Genomic DNA, 24,462 nt, shown 5'->3' with positions numbered 1-24,462 from the left:
ATCCTTCCCGCGGATCGCTCAGTTGGTGCCGTTGGCGCGCTGCCAGGCGGCCTGCACGGCAGCCGCGGCGTCCGCCGGCTTCATCTTCCCGGTGGCGAGATCGACCGACACGTCGTTGACGACCGCACCGACCGACGGGCCAAGCATCTGGTCGTAGTAGATCTGGTGGTAGTGCGACTTCGAGACGTTCTCTGCCAACTGGCGAAGGATCGGGTTCGCGATGGCATCCTGCGTTCCGTTCACCACCGGGATGTAGGAGCCGCGCTCAGCCGGGATGCGCTGGTTCTTCGCCTCCGAGAAGAAGCGCAGGAATTCGACGGCCTCCTTCGGCGAGCCCTTGGTGACCAGCCAGCCGTTCATGCCGCCCAGGGTGTCGCTCGGGTCGCCCTTGCCGCCCGCCACGGCCGGGAAGGGGAACCATCCCAGCTTGTCCTCGGGAATGCCGAGCTTGTTCGCGGAGTTCGCCTTCATCGAGCCGAGCATCGAGTTCAGCTGCAGCACCATGGCCCCCTTGCCGTCGCCGAACTGGCCCGAAGACTGGGGAAACGTGGCGCCGAGGTAGCCCGGCTGGAACGGCTTCAGGTCGGTGAGTTGCTGGAACAAGGTGCCCGCCTGGACGAAGGTGTCGCTCGCAAAGCCCTTGCCTTCGCCTTGCATGGCGGAGTCGAAGGCGGCCTTGCCGCCGATCCGCAGGGCCAGGTGCGACCAGTAGAAGTGCAGCGGCCACTTGTCACCGCCGCCGACGATGATCGGCGTGGTCCCCGAGTCCTTGATCTTCTTCACGGCGCCGAGCAGGTCGTCCCAGGTCTTGATCGAACCGGCGTCCACCCCGGCCTTCGCGAACAGGTCCTTGTTGTAGAAGAACCCGACCTGGCCCAGCTGCAGCGGTACGCCGTAGACCTTGCCGTTGACGGTAAAGGCCTGCAGCGCAGCCGGCATGAAGCTCTCGCGCCACTTCGCGTCCATGGGCGCCGAGATGTCCTCGACGACGCCGGCCTTGATCTGGTCCCGCATCGTCCCGCCGCCCCAGCTGTACAGGATGTTGGGCCGGTCGGGCGACTGCAGCAGCGTGGTCAGCTTCTTCTTGTACGACTCGTTCTCGAGGTACTGGATCTCGACCTTCACGCCGGGGTGCGTCGATTCGAAACGGCGCGCAACGTCGTTGTAGAAGGCGCCGGTCTCGGGGTTCTGGTCCACATGCATCAGACGAACCGTCGTGTCGGCCAGGGCACCGGCAGAGGACAGCCACATCCCCGCGGCGAACAACGCAGAAGAAACCAACTTGATGCTTCTCATCGTGTCTCCAATTTGTTTGATGGGCGAACAAATGTGCCATGAGGGAGCGGCATGATCACTAGGGAATACACTGATAGTGCAAAATTTCGCGATTGAAGCTAGCCTTTTACAGGCTCCAATCTCGGCAGCGAACCAATAGAATCGCTTATGACCCACCCATCAGATCGAAGCGCGAGACCATTAGTTCGACTAACAGGCATAAAGCACGTGCGAGAGCAAAGGAAGAAGATTTCCACGCCATCTCCGGTCACGGGAGACCAGGCCTATGTCAAAAGCATCAATCGCATTGCCCTGCTTCGCCTGCTTCGCGAGCACGCTGGCATCTCCCGCGCTGACCTGTCTGAGCGCAGCGGCTTGACGCGATCCACCGTCAGTCTGCTCATCAAGGAACTCATCGATGAAGGATGGCTGGTCGAAGCCGATGCGTTCGTCACCGGCACAGCCGGACGCCGGCCCACGCCTTTGAAGCTCGCAGGAAAGGACATGGTCCTGCTCGGCGTCGACCTTGGACCGGATGCAATCCGGGTCGTGGCGACTTCGATCCACGGGGAAATCCTCGAGGCGAGCCAGGCTGCGCTCCGGTCGAAGGACCCGGACGAGGCCTGTCACCAACTCGTCGAGATGGCCACCGCGCTTTCCGCCAAGATGGCACGCGGCGGTTCGCGCCTGCTGGGCATCGGTGTCGGGCTGCATGGCCCGGTCGACAAGCGTTCGGGCATGCTGGAATTCGCGCCGAACATCGGCTGGCGCCATGTCGAGATCGGCCGCCGGCTGGGCGCCGAACTGGCACAGGCGGGCCTGGCGGACGTCCCTGTCTACTATCACAACGAAGCCGACCTGGCGGCCGTCGGCGAGACCGAGTTTTGCGAGAGACCGGTCGACGATCCGCTGGTCTACGTGAGCTGCGGCGTTGGCGTCGGCGCGGGCATCATCCTCAACCACGCGCTGTTCACGGGTGCCAGCGGTTCAGCGGGCGAGATCGGCCACACCACGCTCGTGATCGAAGGGCAGCCCTGCTCGTGCGGTCGGCTCGGATGTGCGGAGGCGTACATCGGGCTCAAGGCCATCGCGGCCGCGGCGGGTTGCTTTCAGGACGACGTCATCGACCGGCGTGCGCTGCGCGCGCGCATGAGCAGCCGCAATCCGGCGACCCGGGCCGCTTTCGCGAGAGCGGGTGCCTATCTCGGCGTGCTGCTCCAGAACGTCTGGACCACCTTCAACCCGCAGGTGATCGTGTTGGGCGGCGAGACGGTGACCTTCGGCGGAGACACGCTTCTCGATGCAGCGTCCGAAGTACTCTCCCGGTACGCAGAAAGGGCCGGTCTGATAGCCCCGGTGGTGAAAACGGCCCGGCACTCGGATCTGGCTACCGCCGTTGGCGGTGCCGCATTCGTTTTACACGCGATGTTCAACCCCCACCAGCCTGCCCTTCACTCGCAATACGTGCCGGCCCCGGATTCTGTTTGAAACGCGCTCAGTGCATGCGGCGGATGCCCCCAGGAGACCGGCCTTTTCACGGATCCGTCCACTTGCCAGCGACGTCAAATCATCCTCTTTTTCGCCTGACCAACCGGTGGTGGTCGTCTAGAGCTTTCACCACTCGTTCGCCACTTGACCTAAATCGCCGAACTACATCATGACCCCTACCCCTACTAGAGCTACCTCACCTCTTCGCATCGGCATCCTGGGTTGCGCCAATATCGCCAAGCAGTTCTCGCGCGACGTGGCGCCGAGCCAGCAAGCGCGCGTCGTTGCCGTCGCAAGCCGCAGTCCAGACACAGCAGCTGCCTTCGCTGTGGCCCAAGGCATCGGCCGCCATTACGGCAGCTACGAGGCATTGCTCTCCGACGACGAGATCGACGCGGTCTACGTGCCACTTCCCAATAGCTTGCATGCCGAATGGGCGATCAAGGCCGCCGAGGCCGGCAAGCACGTGCTGTGTGAGAAGCCACTGGCCTTGCGTCGCGATGAAGCAGGGGCCATGTTCGATGCCGCAAAGCGGCACGGCGTCATGCTGCTCGAGGCCTTTCCCTACTACTTTCAGCCGCAAACCGGCGCAATGCTTGACCTGTTGCGCCAGGGCGCGATTGGAAGGGTCCGCTCAATCCAGGCGAGCTTTGGTTTCACCCTATCCAGCCCGCAAGGCAACATCAGGATGAATCCCGAACTGGGCGGCGGCGCACTGTTGGACGCCGGCAGCTATCCGCTGAGCCTGATCCGACTGGTCATGGGCTGTGCACCGCAGCGCGTGCAAGCTGATGCCTCGTGGGACGAGTCCGGTGTTGACATGAGCCTGGCGGCCACCCTCTACTATGCTGACGGCGCTCGCGCCCAGCTCTCATGCGCGATGGACACAGCGAATCATCGACTGGCCCATATCGTGGGCACGCAAGGCTCAATCACAACAGAATTCTTGAACCATACGAGTGTGAATGCCGGCGGCCACCCCTTCGGGTACCTCCCCAGCCAACTGCGCGTTCGCCGCGGCACGCCTCTGGCGATTCCGTTTGAGGACATTCGTTGTGGCGCCGGGAGCGGCTTTCGTTTCGCCGCAGAGGCGTTCGCAAAGGTCATTGCGGAGCGCGACTTCGACGCCATCGAACGTGCAGCAAAGGCCAGTCTGGACAACGCGGCTACCCTGGATGCCATCGCGCAAAGTGCAAAGGAAAGGCGCGCCTGCAACGTGCAATGAGATAGGCCGTAGCGCGGCGGGCCCCTCCACGCCGTCTTCCCCTGCGAGGGATTCAGACGGCCATGATCGACACGGCCTTGGTCACCAGATAAGCCTCCATGGCTTCCGGGCCGCCTTCGGAGCCGTAGCCCGAATCCTTCACGCCGCCGAACGGCATCTCGGGCGAGGGCGCGGCCGGTTGGTTGATCCACAGCATGCCAACTTCCACCGATTGCGACAGCAGGTGCGCGTTCTTGATGGACTGCGTGAAGGCGTAGCCGGCCAGGCCGAAAGGCAGGCGATTGGCTTCAGCAATCGCTTCTTCCAGCGTGTCGAAGCCGCGGATGGCGGCGATGGGGCCAAAGGGCTCGTTGTTGAACACATCGGCCTGCAGCGACACCTCGTCCAGTACCGTGGGCGCGAAAAAGTTGCCTTCGCTGCCCACGCGCCCGCCGCCGGTCAGCACCTTGGCGCCGGTGGCGCGGGCGTCCTGCAGGATCTTGTCCATGGCGGTGATGCGGCGCGCGTTGGCCAGGGGGCCGAGCGTGGTGCCTTCGGCCAGGCCGTCGCCGATCTTGAGCTGTTCGGTCTGCGCCGTCAGCGCCTTGGCGAACTCGGCACGGATGCTGTTGTGCACCAGGAAGCGGGTGGGCGAAATGCAGACTTGGCCCGCATTGCGGAACTTGGCCGCGCCGGCAGCCTTCACCGCAAGGGCGATGTCGGCATCGGCCGCCACGATCACGGGGGCGTGGCCGCCCAATTCCATGGTGGCGCGCTTCATGTGCTGGCCGGCAATGGCGGCCAGTTGCTTGCCCACCGGCGTGGAGCCGGTGAAGGTCACCTTGCGGATGACGGGCTGCGGAATCAGGTAGCTGGAGATTTCAGCCGGGTCGCCATAGACCAGGCCAATCACGCCGGCCGGGATGCCGGCGTCCACGAAGCACTGAAGGAGCGCAGCGGGCGAGGCCGGGGTTTCTTCCGGGGCCTTACATAGGAAGGAGCAGCCGCTGGCCAGCGCCGCGCCGAGCTTGCGCACGATCTGATTGATGGGGAAGTTCCAGGGCGTGAAGGCGGCCACGGGGCCCACCGGCTCCTTGATCACCAGCTGCTGGGCCGCCAGGTTGCGCGACGGCACGATGCGGCCATACACGCGACGGCCTTCGTCGGCAAACCATTCAATGATGTCAGCACCGGCGATGCATTCTGCGCGAGCCTCGACAAAGGGCTTGCCCTGCTCCTGGGTGAGGATGCGACCAATGTCCGCGGCGCGCTCACGCAGCAAGGCAGCGGCCTTGCGCATGATGGCGGCACGCTCGGTCGCCGGGGTCCTGCGCCAGATCTCGAAGCCCTTCTGGGCGGCCTCCAGCGCGCGGTTCAGGTCGGCAATGCCGGCACGGGCCACCTTGCCAATCGCCTTGCCAGTTGCGGGGTTGTATACGTCCAGCGTCTTGCCGCCGTCCGCGTCGCACCATTCGTTGTTGATCAGAAGACGCGTATCGGGGTAGCTGGCGGTGGCGGTGACGTGGCCGCAGGGGGTGGCGGTCGCTGTTGTCATATGGTGATCTCCAAGGTTGATCCGAAGACGGTCAGGCCCCCGAGGGGCGACCGCCGTCAACGGATCAGTTCTCCCTTTGTCAGGCAGCGCAGTGCTTCTTCACGATAGCCGTGAGGCGCTCATCTACGCGGCAGTTCTTTAGCGAGAAAGAACTCAGGATTCGATCGATCTCCGCCTCGGATGAATTCTTGAACAGCCGCGCGTAGGTTCGCTGCATCAAAGCACTGGTATAGAAGCAAAGCACGGCCGCACTAAAGCATGTCTGGCTGAAGTCTCGCTCTATCTCGTCGTCTCCGATGACATCGTAGATCTGCTGAGCCAGACGCGCGGTTGCCTGCTTCACCGGCGTCGGGGGCATCCATGCCATCCAATCATCTGCTCCAAGTTGTTCCTTCTTCTTGATGAAGTCGCCAACCCGCGCGCGGTATTCAGACTCGGGGTCGAGAACCACCAGACCCATCACTCCAACGTCTTTGTAGGTCCAGGTAGTCCAATGGGCATCATGACGCTCGAAGATCGCAATCTGGTCATCCATCGCTCGAAGTCGATCCGGCACTTCCGACGCAAGTCCGTTATAGACCGATCCGAACTCTCCGACCCAAAGCGGTACGTTGTGCTTCTTTGTGTACACCGTACCCTCTTGATTCAGAAATGTGCTCTCTTGCCTTTCAAAGTCCCAATGTTCTGGGCCGGAGCTTCGTGGGGGACCGGCGTTGATCGTTCCGGGGTACTGACCTGGACCAAAACCTGCAACTGTGTAGTTGTGGCTGCTGTAGACAAGGTTTTCCGCAAACGGCGCTTCAAGGCCCGCGAACTGGATCGAATATCGGTCGCCCTCCAGAAAGATGATGTGCTTCGCATCGACTTCCCTGATTGCGCCAACGACCCGCCTGTGCACCGCATTCATGAGATCCCAGGCGGGACGATAGTTTTTGTAGATGTTCCAAGGCAGGTCGCCGGAACGATTGTTGACGCAAGGCTCGTTCATCACATTGAATCCCGCAACAACCGCGTCGTTCTGGTAGCGGGTCGCAATTTCCTTCCAGAGGGCGACGAACCTGTCTTGGAAGTTAGCGTTGCTCCAGAAGAGGCCGTGTCTGTTGGCGTTATCCGAATGCCAGTGCACGTTCTGGGAACCCTGGACCGCGTGGAGGTCGAGTATCGCGTAGAGGCCATGCTTCTCGCACCAGCGCAATACTTGGGTCAACCTTTGGAAACCACTCTCTTTGTAGACGAAGGGATGCATATCGTCCTCAAAGTGCCGATAGTTCAGCGGCAACCTGACGACCGTCATGCCCAGGCGCCGCATGTACTCGATGTCGGACTCATTGAAGAAGTGGTCGTGAAAACGCTCGAAGAAGAACTCGGCTTTCGAGGGTCCCAGAACCTCAGCCATCTCGACTCTGAGCGTGTGCTCCGCACCAGAGTAGCCGTTGATGAAGTCCTCCATGTTCATCCAGCCACCGACACAGGTACCTCTGAGTCGAATGCTCTTTCCCTGGGGATTGACGATCTGATTTCCCTTAACGCTTAGAAATTCCATCTTGTATCTCCTTAGTTTCAGTAAGACTTTTGCTGATCGAAGCATCGGACATCTTTGCGTGCTTCCACTGCGTTCCCATTCGTGTGAGTTGACGGGCAGAAGAACCGACGCCTTTCAAATCCAGACCTTCAGCGCTCTCCGCCTGGTCCACCGGCCTCAACCAACTCCCAATTCGCCGGCGGGCGACCCCCTGTCATGCAAGGGCAAGGCAACGATCCGAGCCTCATCGCCGTAATTAGTTTGATGGCCGAATTAATGTGCCATCGGTAGGCGCCGCGGTCACTAGGGAATACCCCAAGTGGGGCGGAATCGCCTCTGGTGCGTTAGATCTCCCGACGTGTCTCCCAAGACGAGATGCGGGGCCGTGGCTTGGCCCGTCAAGACAGGTCAAGATCTGGACCCCCGTTGGTCCGACCAACAGCCGCCGCAAGGCATTCACATGCCACTGGCATGGCATACGTCTCTTGGTCTCCTCGCACCTAAATTCGATGGTCGAATTAATTCTGGGCCTTGGGACGTGAATGTGTGCTGTCTAGCGCACGACTTCGGAGACAGTCTCAACAGCCAACGTCTGGCGTGTACGAGCTTGTCGAAGTGGTCGGGCAGGCTCTTGCACCGAGTCTCGGCACTGCGACGGCAGGCGGATCTCTAACGCCTGAAATGAAAGTTCACCCTGGCCTCGGGTCGTGAGTCAGGCCCTACAGATCCAGTACCAGGCATGAGCTTTTCGCGCGAGACACGCACACCGTCAGGCAGCGTTGCTTCTCTTCGTCGCTGAGAATGAAGTCCTGATGGTCGACATCACCTTCCAGATAGTCGACCTTGCATGCTCCGCAGAGGCCCGAAAGGCAGGACGTCGGAACTCTCTGGCCCGCAAGTTCGATCGCGCGCACGATGGTCTGATCCGGCCCGACCTGAACGCTGATGCCACTTCGGGCAAGCTTCACTTCAAAGCCGCCGCTTGGTGTGTTGTTGGTCTTTGCAGGCTCCGGAGCCTTGAAATGCTCACTGTGGACAGTGCCCTTGGGCCAGTGACTTGCGGCTTCGGTGCATGCCTTCATGAAACCGCCGGGACCGCAGAAGTAGACGTGATGGCCTGGCTCATGCTTGGCGAGCAGTGCCTTGATGTCCAGACCCTCGGCGGGGTCTCCATTGTCGAAGTGGAAGCTCAGGCGCTCATCCGGGATCAAGTCGCACAGTTCCTCGACAAATGCCGCATGCTTCGAGGTGCGCGCGCAATAGTGCAACTCGAACGAGCGTCCTTCCTTGGCGAGGACGTGGGCCATCGACTTCAACGGAGTGATGCCGATGCCCCCCGCAATCAAGATCGCATGTTCCGTTTCGTCCAGCAGTGCGAAGGCATTTCGCGGCGCGCCCACGGTGATGAGCTCTCCTACTCGCACTTGGTCGTGAAGTGCTTTGGAGCCACCTCGCCCTTTCGCTTCGCGAAGGACGCCCAAGGTCCACCGAGAGCAGTCACTTGGATCGCCTGCCAGCGAGTATGAGCGGACCAGCCCGCCTGGCAGGTGCACATCCACGTGCGAGCCTGCCTGCACCTGCGGAAGCTCGTCGCCGTCAGGATGCGCGAGGTCGAATGCGTGAATGCCCTCGGCCTGGAGCCGTATGCCGCACACCTGCAATTGAAGTTGCGCGGGAACAACCGGCTCCGTCAGCACGCTCAGAGGAATCGGCGCGTTCATGACTGCCTCCGGGCCAGTACGTCCTGCTGGAGTTCTTCGAGCTTCTGCTTGACGAAGGCGGTGCGCTCGCTGCCCTTCATGCCATCGGCCTGATTCAGGATTTGGACGACGGAACGCGCCAGGTGGCGACGCAACGTGACCTCTTCCTCCGTGGTGCGGCCGACTGGCAGGTCGAACACATTGCCCGAGCAGTAGCTGTTGGGTGCGCCATCACTTTCGCGCAGCCACTCGGCAAACTTCTCGGGCCCGGCGTTGGGGTTGTTCCCGCGCACCGCATCGCGAAGCAGCTTGCGGAACATGTACAGCCCAGCGTCGAACTTCGTGGGGTTCTCCAGCGAGTGCACTGCAATCGGGCGCTGGCTGATGATGGCCTCGTAGTCGCCGGGCGCATACTGGCATTCCTTGTAGTTGTGCCGGGCACGGTGGTCTTCCGGGATGGGGGGCATGTCCTCGAGCTTGTACTGGCCGAACCGCTCGGGGCGGCGCATGGCCACCTGGCCTTCCAGGAAATCGATGGTCTCGTAGCCGACCAGGCTCTTGTCCCCGATTCCTCTCGTGTCGATGCCAGGCCCCATCACTCGCCAGCCGATCATCTTGCTGTTGACGTCATCCACCGGCACGGTCCATCGAATCATGTGGAAGCGGCCGAACAGCTTCTTCTGATGGCCGTCCTCCGATGTGTACGCATGCAAGCTGAAGTTGGGCAGCACCTGGTGCTGGATGCGGATGTACATGTGGTCGACGTCGGAACGGCGAGCACCCGCGCAGGCAAGCCCACGGCCACCATGAATCGGAACGAACTGCATGTCCGGCGGCACTTCCATCGAGGCTGCTCCAACCTCATCGAAAGTGGTGCCCTGGTAGTTCTCGCCGGTCACCTGCCGCTTCGCGTGCAGGGCCATGGTGTGGTAGTTGTCAGCCGAGTTGTCCTGCACCTGCAGCCAGTTGGCGTGCTGGAAATTGCTGTAGGGCACGAGCTCGTCGCCTTCGGCCACGGTGAAGTTGCCCTCCCACTCGGGGAAAGGCGGCTCTTCTTCGGGCGGGCCCATGTAGGCAAACACCAAGCCGTGGCGTTCAAAGGCCTTGTAGGCGCCCTGGCGGATGGAGCAGCGATAACGCTCGCCCTCCTCTTCCTCTCCTTCCGGAAACGGGACGCGCAGGCAGGTGCCGTCCACGTCGAAAACCATGCCGTGGTAGCAGCAGGAGATCCCGTGCTCCTCGATCTTGCCGTATTCGAGCGATGCGCCGCGGTGCACACAATGCGCATGCAGCAGGCCGATCCGGCCGCTGCCATCACGAAAGCACACCAGTTCTTCGCCCAGGATCTTCAGGAAGCGGGGCGTGTCTGTCAGTTCGATCGTCATGCACACCGGGTGCCAGAAGCGACGCAGGTATTCGCCGGTTGGTGTCCCCGGGCCCACTTCGGTCAGTTCGGGATCATGACCCGGCACCTTGTTGGTGTAGTAGCCGCCGAACGGAATCAGCTTCTTGACCGTGGCACCGCCCGTGCTGGTGGTGCGCTCCAGTTGCTCTTGCTTGATGGTCATCGTGATCTTTCGAAAGTGGAATGGATGGGGGAACCGCCTACCGAACTCTGTGTTCTGTACTCTGTATCCAAAGAATAGGCGCAAATCGAGGCATCGAAGATAGGGTTTACCCTCATCTCGTGCCTCGGGTTGTGTCGGAGGGGCCTTAGTTGGCTTCGCGGTCGACCAGCTTGTTGCGCGCGATCCAAGGCATCATGGACCGCAGCTTGGCGCCAACGGTCTCGATGGGATGCACGGCGTCCAAGCGACGGCGGGAGCGAAGCACCGGCCCGCCGGCGCGGGTTTCAAGGATGAAAGCCTTGGCGTACTCGCCGGTCTGGATGTCCTTGAGCACCTGCCGCATGGCCTTTCGGGTCTCCTCCGTCACGATTCGGGGGCCGGTCACGTACTCGCCAAATTCAGCGTTGTTCGAGATGCCGTAGTTCATCGTGGCAATGCCGCCCTCGTACATCAGGTCGACGATGAGCTTGAGTTCATGGAGGCACTCGAAGTACGCCATCTCCGGCGAGTAACCGGCCTCCACCAGGGTTTCAAAGCCGCATTTCACAAGTTCCACCGTGCCGCCGCACAGCACCGCTTGTTCGCCAAAGAGGTCCGTCTCCGTCTCTTCCCGGAAGTCGGTCTCGATGATGCCGGCCTTGCCGCTGCCAATGGCCACCGCATACGCCAAGGCCAGTTGCAGCGAGCGGCCTGAGCGGTCCTGCCAGACGGCTACCAAGCTCGGCACTCCGCCGCCCTCCTTGTAGGTGGAACGAACCGTATGGCCCGGCGCTTTGGGCGCCACCATCACCACGTTCAGGTCATCCCGCGGCTTCACCAGCCCGTAGTGGATGTTGAATCCGTGCGCGAAGGCCAGGGTGGAGCCCTCCCGCAGATTGGGCTCGACCTCGGTGGCATACACGCTCGCGATGTCTTCGTCGGGAATGAGGAGGATGACCACGTCGGCCTCGCGCACGGCCTGCGCCACGGTCCGCACGGCGAGGCCGGCCGCCGCGGCCTTCTTCCAGGAAGCGCCACCCTCGCGCAGCCCGACGCGGACGTAAATCCCGCTGTCGTGAAGATTTTGCGCGTGGGCGTGGCCTTGTGAGCCGTAGCCGATGATGGCCACCTTGCGGTCCTTCAGGAGGCTGAGGTCGGCGTCTTTGTCGTAGAAAACTTTCATGTTCGTTGGTACGTAGGGGGTTGGGAAAAGGAAACGAATGACCTTCACGCGGTCAATCGCCACTCGACGGCCGTTCGAGCAATGCGCCGCTGGCGCAGCACACGGCGAGGATCATCCAATCGAAAAAATGGACGGGAGACTGTAGGGCGAGCCCAGCAAAGTGGCGCATCAGGCAAACGCACAGGAAGACGCAGAAAAGGAGGCAGGCCCTTGCGAGCGGGGCGGCCCACGCAGGTACGCGACGTCCTGCGCCGCATGCCCACGAGCAGCCGGCATACACCGACGCGAGACCAGCCCATGCAGCGACTTCCAGGCCCGGTGGGGAGTCTTGCCCTGCCGGAATGATTGAAAGCGTCGCGGTCTTGGTTGCAATCAGCAGCACCAGGCCGTCCAGAAGCTTTGTCGCGGTGACTCGTATTGGTAGTGAGGCCATTTCTGTACTTTGCGCTCTGTATCCAAACTAGAATGCCGACATGCGACTTCAACTCGACAAGCTGCCTGCTCGAACGGACTTCGTGGATACGGTCTATCGGGTGCTGCTCGACGCCATCACGGACGGCTCCCTAGCGCCCGGGGAACGCATCACCCAAGAGGAAATCGCCGAACAGCTTCATGTATCGCGCTCTCCTGTCCTGGCGGCGCTGCGGCTGCTGAAAAAGGACGGGCTCATCGAGGACGCTCCAGGCCGCGGAGTGCAAGTCACCCAGTTGGACCCGGATTGGGTTGGCCGGGTGTACGAGGTTCGCGGCGCCCTGGATGCGCTCGCTGCCCGTCTGGCCGCGAAGGCCCGGCATGCCATCGACTCCGCGCTCATCGAGCGTGGCCGCATGGCGGCGGAAGGCGAGGACCTCAAGGCCATCATCGATGCCGACCTCGCCTTCCACAACGCCATCTACAGCGCATCGGGCAATCCGCTCATCGCCGAGAGTGCCAGCCGCTACTGGATGCATCTGCGTCGCGTCATGGGCGCAGTGCATCGCACGTCCAAGCATCGCTCCACCATCTGGGACGAGCATCAAGCCATCGCCGATGCCATTGCCCAGGGAGACGCCGAGCGCGCGGCGCTCTTGAGCGACCTTCATATCGACCGCGCCAAGACCAATGTGGTCGCCCAGTTGGGCGAGCTTCTCGCACGAGCGCAATCGCTGCCGCATGACGCGCCCGCCGTCTCAAGCCTGGCGGCCTGATTTCGACACGTTCACCAGCTTGGCCGGCACAGTGAACACAAGCAGGCTGCCGATCACCAGGCTGACTGCCAGGCCGAATACGCCCGCACCGGTCGCCCCGTATGCCGTTTGCACCCAGCCGATGACGTAAGGGCTGACGACACCGGAGATGCTGCCCACCGAATTGACCAGGGCAATGCCGGCTGCGGCCGCGCCGCCACCCAGGATGGCCGGGGGCAGGACCCAGAACTGCGAGATGGTCGCCATCACGCCAACGGTTCCGATGGTGAGGGCCACCATGGCAAGGGTGGTTTCTTGGGCAAAGAAGACGCTGGCGCACAGCCCGATAGCGCCCAGCACGCCGGCCAGAGACAGATGCCAGCGTCGCTCGCCCGTTGCATCCGAACTGCGGCTGATGAGAATCATGCCGATGACCGCCGCGGCATAGGGAATGGAGGACAAGAGTCCGATGTCCAGCGGATCCGTGACGCCGCTTGCCTTTACCAGGCTGGGCAGCCAGAAGCTCACGCCGTACAGGCCCATCGTGAAGAAGAAGTAGATGCCACTGAGCAGCAGCACCTTGGGATTGGTTAACCCATCACGGATGGAGTGCAGGTGCTGGCCTTGTTGCTCGAAGGACAGGTCATGCTGGATGATGGACTTTTCGGAAGTGCTCAGCCACTTGGCGTCCGCCACCTTGTCATTGAGGTAGAAGAAGGCGATGACGCCAACCAATACCGTCGGAAGTCCCTGAAGAAGAAACAACCATTGCCAGCCAGCCATTCCATGCAGCCCCTGGAAGTGAGTCATCATCCAGCCCGACAGCGGGCCGCCGATGACACCTGACATCGGGATGCCGGTGAGGAACAGGGCCGTCACCTTGCTGCGTCGCTTGTTGGGGAACCAGTAGGTCAGGTACAGAAGAATCGCTGGAATGAAGCCGGCTTCAGCCACGCCCAACAGAAAGCGCAGGACATAGAAGCTGGTTGGGCCACTCACGAACAGCATGCCTGCCGAGATGAGACCCCATGTCACCATGATGCGGGCAATCCATCGACGCGCTCCGACCTTCAATAGGATGAGATTGCTCGGCACCTCGAACATGAGGTAGCCGACGAAGAAGATGCCGGCGCCGAGTCCGTAGATCGCATCGCTCAGGCCCAGGTCATGGGCCATTTGCAGCTTGGCGAAGCTCACGTTGATTCGGTCGAGATAAGCGCAGACGTAGCAAAGGAATAGAAAAGGGAGCAGGCGCCACGCCACCTTCGAATAGGTGGCTGCTTCTTCGTCCCGCGTGCCGACATGTGGGGTCGCGACATCGCTGTACATGGTTTGTCTCCAAATAATAGAAAAGGGACTGCCCCACCCCGGCCTCAGTGACCAGGGCGAGCGAAGACAGACTTGGAAGGAGGCGGGAATGTTCAGTCGAACATGTCCGGCTGCGTCACAGCCAGATGTTCGTAGATCGGCTGGAAGTGCAGCCACCCGATGTATTCAGACCCGACGTGCTCGCGGCTGTAGCGCGAACGGTCCGGCGGTACAAGAACCGGTGTCTGTCCGGTGGCCTCTACGAGGAGTTGCTGGCGGCAGCAGCGCTCCAGCGCAATGAACCAGAAGGCAGCCGACTCGATGCTGAAGCGACTGGCTGTCAGCAGGCCGTGGTTCTGGTGGATGGCCGCGCGAACGCCCTTGAACCAGTCGCATACGGCAGTGCCCGCCTTTTCTTCCACTGCGACCTGGCCGGCCTCGTTCTTGATGACGACGTGGTCCTCGAAGAAGGCCGCGGCATCTTGAGAGATCGGGGCGAGGGGTTTGCCCAAGGCGGCGAAGGCCGTGCCATACACGGTATGGGCGTGGCACATCGACACAATGTCCTGATGTGCTTCGTGCACGGCGGCGTGCAGGACGAAGCCTGCGCGGTTGAGCGCGTAGCGTCCCTCCACGACATTGCCCTGGTGATCCACGAGGATGAGGTTCGACACCTTTACCTGCGCGAAGTGAACACACATCGGGTTGGTCCAGTAGAGCTCCGGATGCTCCGGATCGCGCACCGTTAGGTGACCGGCGAACCCGTAGTCAAAGCCCTCCAGCGCAAAGGCGCGGCACGCAGCCACCAGACGTTGCTTCAGATGCAGGCGCTCCTCGGCGAAGTTGGAGAAAGTGGGCAATTCGGGATAGATGAGGCCCTGCTGCTGAGGCTGGTACACGGAGACACGGCCGTCCGGCAGCTTAGGCAGGACGAACTTGCTCGAGGTCGGCGCTTCCAGGGGGCGATCGAGTACGGCTGACATGGTGAGTCCTTTGAGTTGAGGGTCCAACGAGGAAGAGACCGCGGTTGGATGAACGAATCTTCGAACTTCGAAAGATGAATGACAAACGATAGGTGTTCATGTTCAAATGAACCCTATTCATTCAAGACGTGCTTTCGCGATCTCGAACACCAACTACTGACCGGCCCCCCAATGAGACGAATCCCCAACTTCGTACTGCTTCGTGCATTTGAAGCTGCGGGGCGACTCGAAAGCTTCACCCTCGCCGCCCACGAACTGCACCTCACCCCCTCTGCCATTAGCCACCAAGTACGTGAACTCGAAGAAGTCTTTGGGAAGCCGCTGTTTCATCGAAGCCATCGACGCGTCGACCTTACGCCAGAAGGTCATCGCCTCCTCGAGAGCCTAACGCGTGTCCTGGATGCAATGGAAGCGTGCTGTGCGGAAGTGAATCTGGCGCCATCGGGCCAAATCTTATCGCTGTACTGCGCTCCCAGTTTCGCCGCCAAGTGGTTGGGGCCCCGGCTACCCGATTTCATGGCCAAGCACCCGGGCATATCTATCCGCATGACGAGTGGTGCCGAACCAATGGACCTCACTCAAGCGCGAGAAGTCGACGTTGCAATCTCATACGGACGCGCGCTTGAGAGGCCAGGCGTAGAAGTGCTGCCCTTGGGGAAGGAACAAATTGCACCCATGTGCTCCCCTTCGTTGAACGCCGACCGCCGCCCCTGGAAGGTAGCAATCTGTGAACTGACGCTGATTGACTCTCAGCTCAGCCAGGTGACTTGGAGAGACTGGTTCAACCTCAACAAGCTACAGCTGCCTCAGCGGCCTCGTCAATCGTTTGACCGGGGGGCCTTGTCCATTTCCGCTGCTGTCGATGGCTTGGGGGTAGCCTTGGAAACTACGCGATTTGCGGAGCGTGAACTCGCCCGGGGAGACCTAGTCGTGGCCGGGAGTCTTGAGTTCCAAGTAATCACCCGCGAAAACCACTTCTTCTCACAGCGAACCAACCAGCGCCAGGTCGAGAAGATCAGGAGGTTCAAGGATTGGTTGTTCAAAGAGCTGCACGCCAAGACAGTACCGACCCGCACAGGAAAAAAGAAGTCGTCGGCTTCACCTCCCGATCCGCACAAAAACAATCGAACGCGGGGCTCCAGTTCACCCGGCTCCAGCACCTAGGGATGGTGTCCGACACGCCTTTGGGAGTGCGGCCTCCTGCAGGTCGGGCCCGCCAGGGGAGCTTGGAGGGGGCGTCGATTCTCAGGACGTACCAACGGGCCCTGGCGACTTTTCTCCGAGCTCCGGACACGACATCCTCAGGAATTCGCTCAAGACAAGGGTCGCTTGCCCCGCCGATTCCGTAGGCTGGAGCAGTCCAATGGGATCCATCGCCAATTCCCCTTCGGCCTTGACCTCCACCAAACTTCCATCTCGCAGCTGCGACCGCACAAAGTTGAATGGCAGGATGGCCAGTAGGTCATGTTCCCGCAATAGCGGCTGCAGCATCGACAGCGACTGGGTCACTATGGGGTACACGTCAGCCACACGATCGAAGTGCTGTTCACACAGGGCGTCGAATCGCGTCCGCGCTCCCAAGCCCGTTGGTAGCAGCAGCCAGGTTCCGCGCGACAGTTCTGACCACTGAACTTCTCGTCTTCGAGCCAACGGATGCTCGGCGCGACAGACGATCAGAAAGCGATCCTGAATCACCGGGTCGAACTTCCATCCTTCGGGTTCCACGGCAGGTTTTCGGCACACAACGAGGTCGACTTCACCCCGGGCGATCGCCAGCAGTTGATCTTCGCCCTCCGCTTCGCGCAAGTGGATCTGAATCCTCGGATAGCGCCTGCTGAACTCCGGCAACGTGCAGGCCAATAGGCCATGTGTAGCGGTGGTAGATCCGATCAGCCGCACCACCCCGTCTCCGCACGTGCGTCGCGCCACCACTGCCTCGGCTCCTTCTGAGATGCCAAGCACGAGCTGTCGGGCTATAGGAAGCAGGTCGCGCGCTGCCGGCGTTGGCCGGACACCCCGTGCATGGCGCTCGAAGAGCTTCACACCGAGCAAGCTTTCCAGGTGATGCAGCGTCTGCGTCACCGAAGACTGGGTCAAGCCGATCACATCTGCAGTTCGCTGCACGCTGCCGAGCTCCGCCAAGCGAAGCAGAACTTGCAGATGGCGGAACTTGCCGCGCGCCAGCAGAAGGTTGACAAGGGCCGATGCCGAGTGGTCCACGCTATCAGTTCAACTAATGAATCAGAACAAATATTAATTTGTGGCTGCTGGACCGCGCTCCGAAGATGGCGACGCACATGCACAAGAGTGCACATTTTCCAGATATGAGAAATATAGTGCCTATTCCAAATATGGCAACAGGAGACCATCGATGATTCCAGCAGCACCCCTTCCACCAAGGGCGTCCCGCGCCACGCCCACGGCACTTTCGCTGGCGCTTGTCGCAGCAAGCGCGCTCACTACTGCCTGCGGAGGAGGAGGAGGAGGAGGAAGCACAGCCGCTACGGCGGCGCAAACCTTGTCGTGCGACGACTCGATGAAGACAGCGTTCAAGCCGGACGCAAACACCACGGTGTTGTTGGTGAAGTCCTTCAAGAAGGGCGACCCTCTGCTGCTAACCGGAACTGCCACAAGCTCGACCGCAACAGCAGGGAATGACATGTGCATGGTCAAGCTCAACGTCGGCCCAGGCAATCCCGGCCCCGCAGGCGCCCCCTCTACTTCGCCCGGCATAGGCATCGAGGTCTGGCTCCCTTCACCCGTGAACTGGAACAAGCGGGTTCACAACGCGGGCGGCGGAGGATGGGCCGGTGGAAGCTATCAACCGCTCACTAGCATCGGATCGCTGGCATCAACCTCTTCAGTCGGTTCAGCGCCAACCATCTCCGGAACGGAGGGGGCGGTTTCCTCTGCGACCGATACAGGTCACTCGGGGTCTGGAGGTGCATTCGCGATGAATCCCGACGGGACCATCAACACGGCGCTGTGGAACGACTTCGCGGTGCGCTCGCTGCATGAGCAGGCCGTCAAATCCAAGGCGCTGGCGACCGCATATTACGGAACTGCGCCGCTCAAGATGTACTGGGACGGTGGCTCAACGGGTGGTCGCCAAGGTCTCAAGATCGCGCAGACCTATCCGGACGATTACGACGCGATGTTGGTAGCTCGACCTGCGATCAACTGGACGAGGTTCATTACGGGAGAGCTGTATCCCCAAGTCGTCATGCAGCGAGACCTCGCGGGCACGCCCCTCACGAACGACCAGTTCAACCAAGTGGGTGCCCAAGCAACGGCGGCATGCGACGTCGTCGGCGGCCAGCATCTCGGCTACATCCCTGATCCATCGTCCTGCACTTACGACCCGACCAGGGACGCGGCAGCTCTTTGCTCGGGGGTCGCCGGCAACGCTGGCGTAACCGGCACCAACGCGACCGCTGCGTGCGTCAACCTCGCTCAGGCAACAGCCATCAACAAGATCTGGTACGGCCAGACCTTCGACGGCAGCGTTCCGGACCCTGCTGTGGACAACGGCTGGTCACTATCGATCGCTGGCAACCAAAGGTGGTACGGTCTCTCAAGAGGGACCACTGGCACCGGTCTCGCCAGCCCCACGGGACCCTTCACGACATCCTCTGACCTTGTCGCGCTGGAATTGCAGGACCCGACAATCACGACACCCGCTTTCTTCAATGCGACCGGGAACGGTGCGAACGGTTGGAAGAACCTGACCTATGCGCGGCTCTCCAACGCGTACGACCAGGGCCTTGCACTGCAGACGCAGTTCGGTGGTATCAATACCGACAATCCCGATCTGTCAAAGTTCGTCGCGAGAGGAGGCAAGCTCATCACCTGGCATGGACTCAACGACCAGCTGATTCCTCCTCAAGGGACCATCAACTACTACAACCGGGTAGCGACGCAGCTTGGTGGTCTGGCAGTGGTCCAAGCCTTCTGGAAGTTCTATCTTGTGCCAGGAGCCGGACACGGTCCCGAACCCACTCCCAACGGGACAGTCAATTCGGCCCTAAATGCCCCTCGGATCGCCGCTGGTCAGCTCTACCCGCTGCTGACCGCCTGGGTGGAAAACGGCACGGTACCGGACGCTATCGTCATTCAAAGCACAGCAGGCACGCCGGTCAAGAGTCGTCCGCTCTGCGTTTACCCCATGAAGGCTACGTTCACGTTTGGCGACCCCAACGTGGCGACGAGCTATATCTGCTCTTAGTCGGCTTTCAACACCCCACAGCACCAGCTGGCATCTCGCACTTTCCTCCCGCCAGCTGCTTGGCCCCGTGCTTCAGGGACTTTTTTTGCTTTATGGAAGCATTCAACGTCGCCTCACATGATTTGCATTGGGGGCTGAGGAAGCTGAAATCTTCGCTAAAAGTAAAACCACTGAAAAGTAAGCTGCAGCAAGTTGCCGTTTCCCTCAGGGGAAACACACGGCTGCCACACCTGCCAGTTCGCGCTCTCGATGGTCCACTGCCCCCGCACGCCGATCCGCCCGGTTCCGCTCTCGCCGGTCGATCGGGCGCCTCGCCCACCTGGTCGTCTCCGACCAGCTCAGCACCTGCCGGCCGCCAAGAGCTTCTGCGGCGCCGTCGACGAGCTTGCCGAAGGTCTCAAGCCTACGACCGAACGTGCGCCAGCGCCCGAGCGGCGCCCATCACCATCGATGGCGCGCAAGTTCATCCAGCCTCCGAGTCGGCCGACTCGCCCATGCTCAAGTCAATGGCGACCAAGTTGTGCCGAACCAGCGTCAGCAACTCGGCCAGCACGTTCCTATTCTCATGACTCATGCCTTTGAGCATCCGTTCACTCATCTCATGACTGGGACTTCGCATTTGCGCGATCAGCGCATTGCCCTTGGCCGAGACATAGATGCGCTTTGCCCGACGATCGGACTCATCGGCGCGGCGCTGGATCAATTCCGACTCTTCCAAGCGGTCCACAAGCACCCCCAATGCGGCTTTACCGAGATCAAGCATTCTGGCGAGGTCGCTCTGGATCATGCCGTCGTGACGGGCTAAGTGCGCCAAGACCCACCATTGCGAGCGCGTCACGCCGAGAGGCCGCACGTAACTGTCGAATACCTTGCGGCGCAAGCGCGAGACGTCGTGCATGAGGAAACCAAGGCGTTGATCCCAGTTTTCCAGATCGTTCACTTTCGCCGCCTTGCCGGCCCGCACGCCGGCCGGCGCCAGGTTGACGCGCGACGTCGCCGCAACCTCCGAAACCGTCGTTCCTGCAACCTTAGAGTAGGTCGGCTTCGCCGCTTCGGTGGGGCCGCGACTACCGGGTGCCTTCGCCTTGCCAACAGCGGCCACCCTATCGCCATACTTCGTCCCGCGCGACGCAGTTCTTTTTAGTTGCTTACTCTCCATCACCATCTTGTTGCCCTTCGATTCGCCCGCTCCGCCTGAAGCCGCAAAGCGCCTCGGGGCGAAATCGATATTGTATTCATTCATACCATAAACGATCCGATCCTACGGAGATCGTTCCGGCGCTCGATACGTGCGACGCAGTGATCTGAGAGGCTTACACGGCAAGGAGGGCTGCGATGACCACCCTCCTCGCGCCGCAGCGCTCTGCACACAAGATGCGATCGCCCCGACAAGGCGTTGCGGCCGCCAAAAGGGTTCCTGAACAGTGGCGGCGCGAAGGGTGGGGGAATCTTGTGCAGCGGCGCGCCGCCTCGGGTCGTGCAAGCAGGAACGCGACACACGGCGGAATTCGAGCGAGCCGACCATGATCGGCGGTGCCTGCGAGATCACATGCATCCGCAAGACTCGCCCCTGGGCGACATGAACCGAGGAAACGATCACTCTGTACGCAAGCGATGTGCCGCCGCAGGCGACGTGGACGACCGCGCGCCTACCAGTCGCGGCACGGGCCAGCAACAAGTGGTCGCGTATGCGCGAATGTCGACTGGGGCTTTCCCGGGGTCGCGAATTTCGCTGCTTCTAGTATCATACCATATGATATGTTTTATATACCGATAGTTACCTCCAATTGACGCCGGTCCCGATCGAAGAGCAGTGCCTGGCTTCGCACCTGCATCGATCGGGCCTTAACTCAGGAATCAATGACTTGGCAGAGAAGCTTGCGCGACGGATTCCTGTCGAGTACGACGCAATCGCGCCGCCGAGCAATTGATCCGCCAGTTTTGCGCACGCCGCGCCGCATTAGCCGATTCCCGTGAGCCCCGCCCTTTCAGCAGCATCCGCATGAACACTGTATCCGCCCCTGCCCTAAGGACCTCTTACGTGGTGGCCGAAGCTGACGCCACCTTCCTCCCATGGTCCATCGGTGATCTGCTGCGTGATACCGTCCAGCAGCGGCCCGATCACACTGCGCTGGTCGTGCCAGCTTTGGCTGACGACCGTGTTGAATGCCGCTGGAGCTACCGCGAGTTGCAGGCCGATGCCGAGCGAGCCGCAGCTGCACTGCTAACTCGATTTTCGCCCGGCGATCGCGTCGGCACGTGGGGCGGAGCAAGCCGCGAGATCCTGATGCTGCATCTTGGCGCAGCACTCGCCGGCATCGTGCTGGTCACGCTCAACCCGGCATGCCGCGGCAGCGAGCTGCACTACCTGCTCGAACAGAGCGAAGCGCGCGGGCTGTTCCTCGACCGCGTATACCGCAAGCTGGACAATGTTGCAGTGATCGACGGACTGCGCCCCTCCTTGCCGCGGCTCGAGTCGATTTTCTGGCTGGACGAGTGGGACGCCTTCATCGAGAGCTCCGGGGGCCCATCGCTCGCGCTTCCTGAAGTAGCGCCCGACGCCGCGGCGTTGATCGTCTTCACGTCTGGCACCACCGGCAAGCCCAAGGGCGCAGTACTTCGACATGCGGGCGTGGTGAACAACGCGCGATTCACAACGGGACGACTGGGCATGCTCGAGGGGGCCACGTGGCTCAACATGCTGCCGATGTTCCACGTGGGCGGCAGCGTGACGATGACCCTCGGCTGCTTCGCGAATCTCGGGACGCAGGTTCTGCTGCCCGAGTTCACCGCCAACGCCATGCTCGATGCGCTGCAGCGCTATCGGGTCGGCGTGACGATGGCCGTGCCGACGATGCTGCTCGCCGCCATGCAGAGCGAGCAGTTCGCGCGGACCGACCTCACAGCGCTGGAGGTGGTCGTGACGGGCGGCACCGTCGTTGCTCCCAATCTGGTGCACGCGGTGCACGAGCGTTTCGGCTGCGAGGCGATGGTTCTGTTCGGACAGACCGAGGCCGGCGGCGCGATGTGCCTCACGCGCCGCGGCGATGACATCGAACTCCTGACGCAGAGCGTGGGCGCGCCGCTGCCGCTATCCGAAGTTAAGATTCTCCAGGCCGACGGCGACATCGCGCCGCTCGGCCAGGTTGGCGAGATCTGCGTAAAGACGCGCTGCGCAATGCAGGAGTACTTCCGCATGCCGGAGACGACGCGAGACGCGATCGATGTGGACGGCTGGGTGCATACGGGTGACCTCGGGGTGATGCGAGCTGACGGCTACCTGCGGATTACCGGACGGCTGAAGGACATGATCATTCGAGGCGGTGAGAACATCTATCCGCGCGAGATCGAGGACCTTCTGGCCTCGCACCCCGATGTGCTGCAATCGGCCGTCTTCGGTGTTCCCGACGAGAAGTGGGGCGAACAGGTGGCCGCTGCGGTGGTGCTCAAGCCGGCCCGCAGCTGCGACGGCAAGGCGCTAGCGGCGTTCCTCGAGGCACGCATCGCGCGGCACAAGGTGCCCAAGACTTGGCGGTTCGTCGACGCGCTGCCCGTCACAGCCACAGGCAAGATCCAGAAGTTTTTGCTGCGCGACCAGCTTGCGGCGGAACGGGGGGCGGCATGAACGACCGCAACCCGAAGGACGCTGGCGCTCGCGAAGCCGACGTGGAAGCTCGCCTCGAAGACGTTTCGGTCAGGCTTTCGCGCACGCGCACCTGGAGCGGCATCGAGACACAAGCCGTCTATGGGCCTGAAGACTTGCCGGATTTCAACTACGGGCAGGAGCTGGGCGATCCGGGAATCTACCCGTACGCGCGCGGCGCCTACCCGCAGATGTACCGCAGTCGCATGTGGACGCTTCGTAACATCGTCGGCTACGGCGCCCCAGAAGACACGCGCGAAGGTATCGAGCGTGCACTGGAGATGGGCACCGCCGGGATCAACGTCGTGCTGGACACGCTGACCCAGGAAGCGATCGATCCCGACCATCCGGTGTTGTCGCCTGACGCGGGACAGGAGGGTTGCTCGGTGCCGACGGTGAATGACCTGGGCATCTTGCTCGAGGGCCTGGACATCACGAAGACCGACGTCGCCTGGCATTCGACGATGATGATCTACCCGCTCGTCGTCGCGCTGGCCACGCGGCAGGGCCGCGACATCTCGAAGCTGCAGGGATCGCACATGCCAGATCACTTGCAGCTGCGGCTGGCCGGCTGGAGCGAGGCGATCGTGCCGGCCGCGCTGGGCCACCGCACGACGGTCGACTGCCTCGAATACAGTGCGCGTCACAGCCCTCGATGGGCGCTAGGCTGCCCCCAGGCCTATGACATCCGCGAGCGCGGCGCCACTGCGGCCGGCGAGATCGCGATCGGCATGGCGATCGTCAATCAGACGCTGCACGACCTCGCCACACGAGGCGTGCACGTCGACCAGGTGGCGCCGAGCATGGCCTGGGTATCCACGGCGGACATCGACCTTTTCGAGGAGGTCGCCAAATTCCGCGCGCTGCGCCGCGTGTGGGCACGGACGATGAAGGAGCGATTCGGCTCGGCCGACCCGCGCGCGCAGCGGCTGCGCGTAGCCTGCCACACGTCGGGGCGGTCGCTGGTGTACCAGCAGCCGTTGAACAACCTCACGCGCGCCGCCGTGCAAACGCTGGCCGCGTTGCTCGGCGGCGTGCAGTCGGTGGAGACCTGCACTTACGACGAGCCGTTGTGCATCCCGACGGAGGAGGCGCGGGAACTCGCCACGCGCACACAGCAGATCTTGGCCCACGAGATCGGCGCGGCGCGCACCGCCGATCCACTGGGCGGCAGTTGGTACGTCGAGTCGCTGACACGCCGTGTGGAGGTCGATGCGTTGGCGCTCCTCGAACGAATCGAGGGCATCGGTCTGATCAAGGCGATCGAGGACGGGATGATCGAGGGCCTGCTCGACGAGTACAACTACCGCCACCATCAGGAGCTCGACCGCGAGGAGCGCATCGTCGTGGGTGTCAATAGGTTCAAGCCGAAGAATGCGACCATGCCCCGCCGCTTCTCGTTCGACCCGGCGCGCATGAACGCCCATCTACGGCGCTTTGTCGAGCGCAAGGCGGCGCGCGACCGGGAACTTCTGGGCGAAAAGATAGGCGACCTGTATCGCGTGGCGCAGCGGCGGGAGAACTCGCACCAGGCGATGGTCGATGCACTCGTCGCCGACGCCACCGTTGCCGAGGTCTGGGGCACCGTGCGCGTTGCCAATGGCCTTCCCTACGACCCGTTCCGCGCCGTCGAATCGCCCTTCACCTACCCGAGTCCCTGAGC

At 62.0% G+C, this 24,462-nt stretch carries 17 protein-coding genes; 7 read left to right on the top strand and 10 right to left on the bottom strand.

From position 1 onward, the window contains the following. Positions 1-18: 18 nt before the first annotated feature. The gene (locus tag VAR608DRAFT_RS02510) at positions 19-1,296 is read right to left on the bottom strand and encodes an ABC transporter substrate-binding protein (protein WP_088952635.1); all 1,278 of its coding nucleotides are present in this window, start codon (positions 1,294-1,296) and stop codon (positions 19-21) included. A 147-nt stretch (positions 1,297-1,443) separates the two neighbouring features. Here VAR608DRAFT_RS02510 and VAR608DRAFT_RS02505 point away from each other — a divergent pair, with 147 nt between their 5' ends. Together VAR608DRAFT_RS02505 and VAR608DRAFT_RS02500 are read left to right on the top strand one after the other, a co-directional pair. Beyond that, positions 1,444-2,763, top strand: a complete 1,320-nt coding sequence (locus tag VAR608DRAFT_RS02505) for an ROK family transcriptional regulator (RefSeq protein ID WP_088952634.1) — start codon at positions 1,444-1,446, stop codon at positions 2,761-2,763. Between the two features lie 169 nt (positions 2,764-2,932). Beyond that, positions 2,933-3,988 carry a Gfo/Idh/MocA family protein gene (locus VAR608DRAFT_RS02500; protein ID WP_088952633.1) on the top strand — a complete coding sequence of 352 codons (1,056 nt, stop codon included), beginning with the start codon at positions 2,933-2,935 and terminating at the stop codon, positions 3,986-3,988. Between the two features lie 52 nt (positions 3,989-4,040). Here VAR608DRAFT_RS02500 and VAR608DRAFT_RS02495 read toward each other — a convergent pair whose 3' ends face one another. From VAR608DRAFT_RS02495 to ilvC, 5 genes are all read right to left on the bottom strand, one after another. After that, positions 4,041-5,522, bottom strand: a complete 1,482-nt coding sequence (locus VAR608DRAFT_RS02495; RefSeq protein WP_088952632.1) for an NAD-dependent succinate-semialdehyde dehydrogenase — start codon at positions 5,520-5,522, stop codon at positions 4,041-4,043. Positions 5,523-5,601: 79 nt separating this feature from the next. Beyond that, positions 5,602-7,065 carry a glycoside hydrolase family 5 protein gene (locus VAR608DRAFT_RS02490; RefSeq protein ID WP_088952631.1) on the bottom strand — a complete coding sequence of 488 codons (1,464 nt, stop codon included), beginning with the start codon at positions 7,063-7,065 and terminating at the stop codon, positions 5,602-5,604. Between the two features lie 698 nt (positions 7,066-7,763). Beyond that, positions 7,764-8,765: a PDR/VanB family oxidoreductase gene (locus VAR608DRAFT_RS02485; protein ID WP_088952630.1), complete on the bottom strand. Its 1,002-nt coding sequence runs from the start codon at positions 8,763-8,765 to the stop codon at positions 7,764-7,766. Then, positions 8,762-10,312 carry a Rieske 2Fe-2S domain-containing protein gene (locus VAR608DRAFT_RS02480; protein WP_088952629.1) on the bottom strand — a complete coding sequence of 517 codons (1,551 nt, stop codon included), beginning with the start codon at positions 10,310-10,312 and terminating at the stop codon, positions 8,762-8,764. The genes VAR608DRAFT_RS02485 and VAR608DRAFT_RS02480 overlap by 4 nt, the downstream gene beginning before the upstream one ends. A gap of 145 nt (positions 10,313-10,457) precedes the next feature. Then, positions 10,458-11,474: a ketol-acid reductoisomerase gene (gene ilvC / locus VAR608DRAFT_RS02475; RefSeq protein WP_088952628.1), complete on the bottom strand. Its 1,017-nt coding sequence runs from the start codon at positions 11,472-11,474 to the stop codon at positions 10,458-10,460. A gap of 473 nt (positions 11,475-11,947) precedes the next feature. Here ilvC and VAR608DRAFT_RS02470 point away from each other — a divergent pair, with 473 nt between their 5' ends. Next, positions 11,948-12,661, top strand: a complete 714-nt coding sequence (locus VAR608DRAFT_RS02470) for a GntR family transcriptional regulator (protein ID WP_088952627.1) — start codon at positions 11,948-11,950, stop codon at positions 12,659-12,661. On the opposite strand, the gene VAR608DRAFT_RS02465 is transcribed toward VAR608DRAFT_RS02470, so the two are convergent. Both VAR608DRAFT_RS02465 and VAR608DRAFT_RS02460 read right to left on the bottom strand, forming a co-directional pair. Next, positions 12,644-13,969, bottom strand: a complete 1,326-nt coding sequence (locus tag VAR608DRAFT_RS02465) for an MFS transporter (protein ID WP_088952626.1) — start codon at positions 13,967-13,969, stop codon at positions 12,644-12,646. The two genes, VAR608DRAFT_RS02470 and VAR608DRAFT_RS02465, sit on opposite strands and share 18 nt — an antisense overlap. Before the next feature lie 92 nt (positions 13,970-14,061). Further along, positions 14,062-14,931: a class II aldolase/adducin family protein gene (locus VAR608DRAFT_RS02460; RefSeq protein WP_088952625.1), complete on the bottom strand. Its 870-nt coding sequence runs from the start codon at positions 14,929-14,931 to the stop codon at positions 14,062-14,064. 171 nt (positions 14,932-15,102) lie between these two features. Between VAR608DRAFT_RS02460 and VAR608DRAFT_RS02455 the strand changes: the two genes are divergently transcribed. Further along, positions 15,103-16,095: a LysR substrate-binding domain-containing protein gene (locus tag VAR608DRAFT_RS02455; protein ID WP_088952624.1), complete on the top strand. Its 993-nt coding sequence runs from the start codon at positions 15,103-15,105 to the stop codon at positions 16,093-16,095. Between the two features lie 81 nt (positions 16,096-16,176). Here the strand turns inward: VAR608DRAFT_RS02455 and VAR608DRAFT_RS02450 are convergent, their stop codons facing one another. Further along, positions 16,177-17,151, bottom strand: coding sequence for a LysR family transcriptional regulator (locus VAR608DRAFT_RS02450; RefSeq protein WP_088952623.1), 975 nt, complete (start codon positions 17,149-17,151; stop codon positions 16,177-16,179). A gap of 316 nt (positions 17,152-17,467) precedes the next feature. Here VAR608DRAFT_RS02450 and VAR608DRAFT_RS02445 point away from each other — a divergent pair, with 316 nt between their 5' ends. Continuing rightward, positions 17,468-19,156: a tannase/feruloyl esterase family alpha/beta hydrolase gene (locus VAR608DRAFT_RS02445; RefSeq protein WP_231973155.1), complete on the top strand. Its 1,689-nt coding sequence runs from the start codon at positions 17,468-17,470 to the stop codon at positions 19,154-19,156. A 463-nt stretch (positions 19,157-19,619) separates the two neighbouring features. Here VAR608DRAFT_RS02445 and VAR608DRAFT_RS37755 read toward each other — a convergent pair whose 3' ends face one another. After that, positions 19,620-20,399 (bottom strand): MarR family winged helix-turn-helix transcriptional regulator, encoded by a 780-nt coding sequence (locus VAR608DRAFT_RS37755; protein ID WP_231973153.1) that lies wholly within the window; start codon positions 20,397-20,399, stop codon positions 19,620-19,622. Positions 20,400-21,158: 759 nt separating this feature from the next. Between VAR608DRAFT_RS37755 and VAR608DRAFT_RS02435 the strand changes: the two genes are divergently transcribed. Then, positions 21,159-22,781 carry a class I adenylate-forming enzyme family protein gene (locus VAR608DRAFT_RS02435; protein ID WP_088952621.1) on the top strand — a complete coding sequence of 541 codons (1,623 nt, stop codon included), beginning with the start codon at positions 21,159-21,161 and terminating at the stop codon, positions 22,779-22,781. Next, positions 22,778-24,460 (top strand): methylmalonyl-CoA mutase family protein, encoded by a 1,683-nt coding sequence (locus VAR608DRAFT_RS02430; protein ID WP_231973151.1) that lies wholly within the window; start codon positions 22,778-22,780, stop codon positions 24,458-24,460. The genes VAR608DRAFT_RS02435 and VAR608DRAFT_RS02430 overlap by 4 nt, the downstream gene beginning before the upstream one ends. Positions 24,461-24,462 lie beyond the last annotated feature (2 nt).

Origin of the sequence: Variovorax sp. HW608 (genome assembly GCF_900090195.1) — a bacterium.
Classification (GTDB): domain Bacteria; phylum Pseudomonadota; class Gammaproteobacteria; order Burkholderiales; family Burkholderiaceae_C; genus Variovorax.
This window is presented reverse-complemented; position numbering and strand designations above follow the sequence as displayed.

Bases quoted from the DNA above. Each gene is read 5' to 3' on its own strand.
- VAR608DRAFT_RS02495 (WP_088952632.1), bottom strand. From the start codon at position 5,522: ATGACAACAGCGACCGCCACCCCCTGCGGCCACGTCACCGCCACCGCC.
- VAR608DRAFT_RS02455 (WP_088952624.1), top strand. From the start codon at position 15,103: ATGAGACGAATCCCCAACTTCGTACTGCTTCGTGCATTTGAAGCTGCG.
- VAR608DRAFT_RS37755 (WP_231973153.1), bottom strand. From the start codon at position 20,399: ATGAATGAATACAATATCGATTTCGCCCCGAGGCGCTTTGCGGCTTCA.
- VAR608DRAFT_RS02505 (WP_088952634.1), top strand. From the start codon at position 1,444: ATGACCCACCCATCAGATCGAAGCGCGAGACCATTAGTTCGACTAACA.
- VAR608DRAFT_RS02460 (WP_088952625.1), bottom strand. From the start codon at position 14,931: ATGTCAGCCGTACTCGATCGCCCCCTGGAAGCGCCGACCTCGAGCAAG.
- ilvC (WP_088952628.1), bottom strand. From the start codon at position 11,474: ATGAAAGTTTTCTACGACAAAGACGCCGACCTCAGCCTCCTGAAGGAC.
- VAR608DRAFT_RS02445 (WP_231973155.1), top strand. From the start codon at position 17,468: ATGAAGACAGCGTTCAAGCCGGACGCAAACACCACGGTGTTGTTGGTG.
- VAR608DRAFT_RS02480 (WP_088952629.1), bottom strand. From the start codon at position 10,312: ATGACCATCAAGCAAGAGCAACTGGAGCGCACCACCAGCACGGGCGGT.
- VAR608DRAFT_RS02510 (WP_088952635.1), bottom strand. From the start codon at position 1,296: ATGAGAAGCATCAAGTTGGTTTCTTCTGCGTTGTTCGCCGCGGGGATG.
- VAR608DRAFT_RS02485 (WP_088952630.1), bottom strand. From the start codon at position 8,765: ATGAACGCGCCGATTCCTCTGAGCGTGCTGACGGAGCCGGTTGTTCCC.
- VAR608DRAFT_RS02500 (WP_088952633.1), top strand. From the start codon at position 2,933: ATGACCCCTACCCCTACTAGAGCTACCTCACCTCTTCGCATCGGCATC.
- VAR608DRAFT_RS02465 (WP_088952626.1), bottom strand. From the start codon at position 13,969: ATGTACAGCGATGTCGCGACCCCACATGTCGGCACGCGGGACGAAGAA.
- VAR608DRAFT_RS02435 (WP_088952621.1), top strand. From the start codon at position 21,159: ATGAACACTGTATCCGCCCCTGCCCTAAGGACCTCTTACGTGGTGGCC.
- VAR608DRAFT_RS02490 (WP_088952631.1), bottom strand. From the start codon at position 7,065: ATGGAATTTCTAAGCGTTAAGGGAAATCAGATCGTCAATCCCCAGGGA.
- VAR608DRAFT_RS02430 (WP_231973151.1), top strand. From the start codon at position 22,778: ATGAACGACCGCAACCCGAAGGACGCTGGCGCTCGCGAAGCCGACGTG.
- VAR608DRAFT_RS02470 (WP_088952627.1), top strand. From the start codon at position 11,948: ATGCGACTTCAACTCGACAAGCTGCCTGCTCGAACGGACTTCGTGGAT.